The organism is Bacillus sp. mrc49, from assembly GCF_002803435.1.
Genome location: NZ_PHNG01000714.1, coordinates 1 through 5,105 on the forward strand (window position 1 = coordinate 1; position 5,105 = coordinate 5,105).

General features: G+C 46.6%; 5 protein-coding genes. All 5 read left to right on the forward strand.

The features are described from left to right. Positions 1 to 45: 45 nt before the first annotated feature. Positions 46 to 336: a cation transporter gene (locus CVN76_RS32150; RefSeq protein WP_100532796.1), complete on the forward strand. Its 291-nt coding sequence runs from the start codon at positions 46 to 48 to the stop codon at positions 334 to 336. Continuing rightward, on the forward strand, positions 329 to 2,452 hold the full coding sequence (locus tag CVN76_RS20225) for a heavy metal translocating P-type ATPase (RefSeq protein WP_100532797.1): 2,124 nt from the start codon (positions 329 to 331) through the stop codon (positions 2,450 to 2,452). Before CVN76_RS32150 ends, CVN76_RS20225 begins: the two co-directional genes overlap by 8 nt. A 198-nt stretch (positions 2,453 to 2,650) precedes the next feature. Then, positions 2,651 to 3,214: an RNA polymerase sigma factor gene (locus CVN76_RS20230; protein ID WP_100532798.1), complete on the forward strand. Its 564-nt coding sequence runs from the start codon at positions 2,651 to 2,653 to the stop codon at positions 3,212 to 3,214. Then, a complete protein-coding gene (locus tag CVN76_RS20235; protein ID WP_100532800.1) occupies positions 3,207 to 3,938 on the forward strand; it encodes an anti-sigma factor in 732 nt (243 codons plus the stop codon). Before CVN76_RS20230 ends, CVN76_RS20235 begins: the two co-directional genes overlap by 8 nt. A gap of 376 nt (positions 3,939 to 4,314) precedes the next feature. Then, on the forward strand, positions 4,315 to 5,105 hold a 791-nt coding region (hflX, locus tag CVN76_RS20240), incomplete at its 3' end, for a GTPase HflX (RefSeq protein WP_100532799.1).

A 5,105-nucleotide genomic window follows, 5' to 3' on the forward strand; every position in this document is an offset into this window, starting at 1 on the left:
AATTGATCCTCATTGCATCAGAACACCAGCGGGAGGTGAGGTCCGATGGCTGAACCGGCTTCAAAAACGTACCGCATCCAAGGTCTATCCTGCACGAATTGTGCGGCTAAGTTTGAGAATAATGTTCGTGGCCTGGAAGGAGTAAGGGACGCTAAAATCAATTTTGGCGCTTCAAAGATTTCCGTACAGGGAAGTGCGACGATTCAAGAGAAAAAAGCCATCGTTAAATATCGAAAAGAAGGAAAGTTAGCTTTTTATTCATTGGATGATCACCATATCAAGCAATTGATCCTCATTGCATCAGAACACCAGCGGGAGGTGAGGTCCGATGGCTGAACCGGCTTCAAAAACGTACCGCATCCAAGGTCTATCCTGCACGAATTGTGCGGCTAAGTTTGAGAATAATGTTCGTGGCCTGGAAGGAGTAAGGGACGCTAAAATCAATTTTGGCGCTTCAAAGATTTCCGTACAGGGAAGTGCGACGATTGAAGAGATAGAAAAGGCAGGAGCCTTCGATAACCTGAGAATCCGGGGAGAGCAGGAACAGGTGTCCCTTAAGGAGCCATTTTGGAAACAAAAAGAAAATATTAAGGTGGCATTCTCGGCCATCCTGTTGCTGATCAGCTGGATATTGCAAAACCAATTTGGGGAAGGAAGCATCTTTCCGGTAATTGGGTATGCGGCGGCCATCATAATTGGGGGGTATTCATTATTTCTCAATGGCTTGAAGAATCTCTTCAAACTTCGCTTCGATATGCACACCTTGATGACAGTTGCCATCATCGGTGCGGCGGTGCTCGGTGAATGGGGCGAAGGGGCGACTGTCGTCATCTTATTTGCCATCAGTGAAGCATTGGAGAAATATTCGATGGATAAAGCCCGGAATTCCATTGAATCCTTGATGAATATCGCACCTAAAGAAGCCTTGATCCTTAGAGGCAATCACGAAATGATGATCGCAGTCGATGAGATTGAGGTCGGCGACACGATGATCGTGAAACCAGGTCAGAAGCTTGCTATGGACGGCAGGATCTTGAAGGGGGCCTCGACGCTTAATCAAGCAGCCATTACAGGGGAATCGGAGCCGGTTTATAAAACGATTGATGGCGAGGTTTTTGCAGGAACCTTAAATGGCGAGGGGCTGCTGGAAGTGGAGGTCACGAAGCGCGTCGAGGATACGACGATCGCAAAAATCATCCATCTAGTTGAAGAAGCACAGGCTGAAAAAGCGCCCTCCCAGGCCTTCGTGGATAAATTCGCCAAATACTATACACCGGCAATCATGCTCATTGCCTTGGCGATTGCGGTCTTGCCGCCGCTTGCTGTGAACAGGGATTGGGCCGAGTGGATTTACAGGGGATTGGCTGTACTGGTTGTCGGCTGCCCATGTGCCTTGGTCATTTCCACCCCCATTGCCATAGTCACAGCTATTGGAAATGCAGCGAAAAATGGAGTATTGATCAAGGGCGGAATCCATCTGGAAGAAGCGGGAGCCATAAAGGCGATTGCGTTTGATAAGACGGGTACGTTAACAAAGGGCATTCCTGTTGTAACGGATTTCAAATTGTTGGCTGAAGGATTCAGTCCAGAGGCTGTGCTGGCCATTGCAGCTGCTTTGGAAAGCAGGACACAGCATCCCCTTGCCACGGCAGTGCTTCAAAAGGCGGATGAACAAAGTGCGGAGTATCGCTCTTTAGTGGTAGAGGATTTCACTGCCATCACTGGCAAAGGGATAAAAGGAAACATCAATCAAGAAACCTATTACATTGGCAAACCCCATCTCTTTGAAGAAGTGGCAGGATTAGTTTTTCCTGATGATGTGCTGGAGCAAATCAGCGGCTTTCAAAATGAAGGGAAAACGGTGATGTTGCTTGGCGATCAAATGAAGCTCCTGGCGCTTATTGCAGTTGCTGATGAAATAAGGGAAAGCAGCAAAGAAGCGATTCGCAAACTGCATGCACTTGGTATCGAAAAAACGATCATGCTGACGGGCGACAATAGCGGTACGGCAAAGGCGATCGGAGCAGCGGCGGGCGTGGATGAAATTGAGGCGGAGCTATTGCCCGAGAGTAAATTGACGATCATCAAGCAATGGAAGCAAAAATATGGGCGAGTGGCCATGGTGGGCGATGGTGTCAACGATGCTCCGGCATTGGCAGCTTCGACTGTGGGGATTGCGATGGGAGGCGCGGGCACTGATACTGCGCTTGAAACAGCCGATATAGCCTTGATGGGTGATGATTTATCGAGACTTCCATATACGATCCGCTTAAGCCGCAAAACATTGAAAATCATTAAGCAGAACATCACGTTTTCCTTGGTGATCAAAATCGTGGCCTTATTATTGATCGCTCCCGGCTGGTTAACCTTATGGATGGCGGTTTTTGCCGATATGGGTGCGACCTTATTAGTAACGTTGAACAGTCTTAGATTATTAAGAATAAAAGAATAGTAGTTTAAAATATGATCCCCGTTGCTTATTTTAGGTGCGGGGAGTTTTTTTATTCGATCTTTCCAATTGTTTCATGTGAAACTTTAAAATGATGCATCCATTTCCCTTTTCAAAACGTACATAGATTAGAGCATGGAAATTTTTATGGATGATCCAAATATTGCTATAATAAGTAATTATGGTAGGAAGGGGACTTCAATGAACGATATAGATGTAGAGCTATACGAGAAAGTTCATCTGGGGGATAAGCAGGCCCTCGAAAAAATATATGATCGCTACGAAAAGATCCTATACTCCCTGTCCTATAAAGTTACTGGGCAGAAGGAATTGGCCGAGGAAGCGGTACAGGAAGTGTTTATAAAAATCTGGACGAAAAAGGGTACATATCATGCATCCAAAGGGAAGTTCTCCAGCTGGATCATGACGATGACCCGTAATGCAAGTATTGATCTGTTAAGAAAAAGAAGAGATATACCCTCCGACTTTGAATATGAACAGATTCCGAGTGAGAATCCCAGCGTAGAAAATCTCATCGAGTGGAAGGAAGAAGGAGCCATGCTGAGGCAGGCCGTTTCGGAATTAAGTGAGGAACAACGAAAAATGATTCACCTATTTTATTTTAAAGGCCTGTCACAGCAGAGCATAGCCTCGGAGTTTGAAATTCCGCTCGGGACCGTTAAAGGGAGAGTCAGATTGGCGCTTAAGCATTTACGAAAGATTATCCCGCAAAAGTTAACCAAAGGGGGAGAGCTTGATGAATAATAATCCATGTGAATGGCTGTTAGATTACTTCAATGGACAATTGGATGAAGTCCCTCGGAGGAAGTTTGAAAACCATCTTGCGCAATGCCGAAATTGCCGTGAGGAATTAGATGAACTGACGATGCTAACGAAGGACTTGGCATTTATTGCTGAACCGGTTGATCCGCCAAGTGAAATGAAACAGCGGATTTTGGGATATGTGTTTGAAACGGAGAAAGAAGAGCAACAGCCTGCATTACAGCAAACTGCTGAAAAAAGAAGAGGAAATGGATGGATCAAGCCATTGTTGGCGGCCGTCTTATTCGCCTCGTTGCTTGGAAATGCCTATACCTTGCTTTCTAAGGATGAAGCGGATAACAATGCAGGGGAAAAACGGGAAACCATTGATAGGCTTCAGACGAGTGTGGCCCTGAAACCGGGTGAAGGCGCTGCTTTCAATGGCAGGGCGACGATGGTAGAGAAAAATGATAAAACGGAAATGATCATTCAAGCGGAAAATCTTGAACCGCCAGAAGGCTCACAGGTATATCAGGTTTGGCTGCTGGAGAAGGGTAAGCCTTATAGAGCCGGGACATTCGTGCCGAATGACGATGGCCTGGGCGCAGTGACGTATCACCTGGATCAAGCGGGTGAGCATGAGTGGGATACCGTAGCAATCACACTTGAGCCCTCGGATGATAGCAAAATTCCTAAAGGGGATATTATCTTGAGCAGTGAATTATAGCAATTGGGCAGGGAGGTAAGCTCCCGTCCGATGTTTGTAGCCAAAAAGGCTTCGGAAAGGTTTCCCTTACGAAGCCTTTTTGTTTTTTACGATCCTGAAGAGGATGAAATTCGCGAGTGAAAACGCACGATTTCAAGGTCATGAACCGAATTGGCGAGTGAACGCCTCAAATTCAAAGATTAACATCCAAATGGGCGGGAGCCCGTCCGGTTTTTTGGCTGAATGTCCTTTCGGGCATAATGGATTCTAATAAGGAAGCAGCAGGCAATGGGATGGTTAATGTGCTACAATGTGGCAGACATTCAGTGCGGCATGCATATGTTCCTTAAGGTGCAATGGTTCAAGGAATAGGCATGCACAGAAGGGATTTGAAGGGATGGAAATGGAACAGAGGGCAATCCTTGTTGGCGTCAATCTCAATGGCCAGGGGGATTTTGAGTATTCAATGGAGGAACTGGCTAACCTGACGGAGGCTTGTGATGTGGAAGTTGTCGGGACCATCACCCAAAATTTGCATCGGGTGAATTCATCGCATTTCATCGGGACGGGTAAGATTGAGGAAGTGAAGAGGCTCGTTGAATATAAAGAAGCGAACGTCGTGATCTTTAATGATCAGCTGTCTCCGTCGCAACTGCGGAATTTGGAAAGGGATATGGATTGCAAGGTGATCGATCGGACGATTTTAATTCTGGACATCTTTGCGCACCGGGCGCAAACGAAGGAAGCTCAGCTCCAGGTAGAGGTGGCAAAGCTTCAGTATATGCTCCCGCGTCTTGTTGGCTTAAGGGAGTCATTGGGCCGTCAGAGTGGCGGGGTGGGCACAAACAAAGGAGCCGGGGAAAAGCAATTAGAGCTTGACCGCAGGAGAATCGAGGAAAATATAAGCGTTTTGAACAAAGAACTCGAACTCCTTGTGGCACACCGGCAAACGCAGAGGAAGCAGCGCAAAAAGAATGCCATCCCTGTCGTTTCATTGGTCGGGTATACGAATGCAGGGAAGTCTTCAATCATGAATGCTTTAATCGAAATGTTCCATCCGAATGCGGAGAAGCAGGTTTTGGAAAAAGATATGCTGTTCGCTACACTTGAGACATCGGTGCGAAACATTCCGTTACCCGATAAGAAGGAATTCCTGCTGACCGATACCGTTGGCTTTGTTTCAAGATT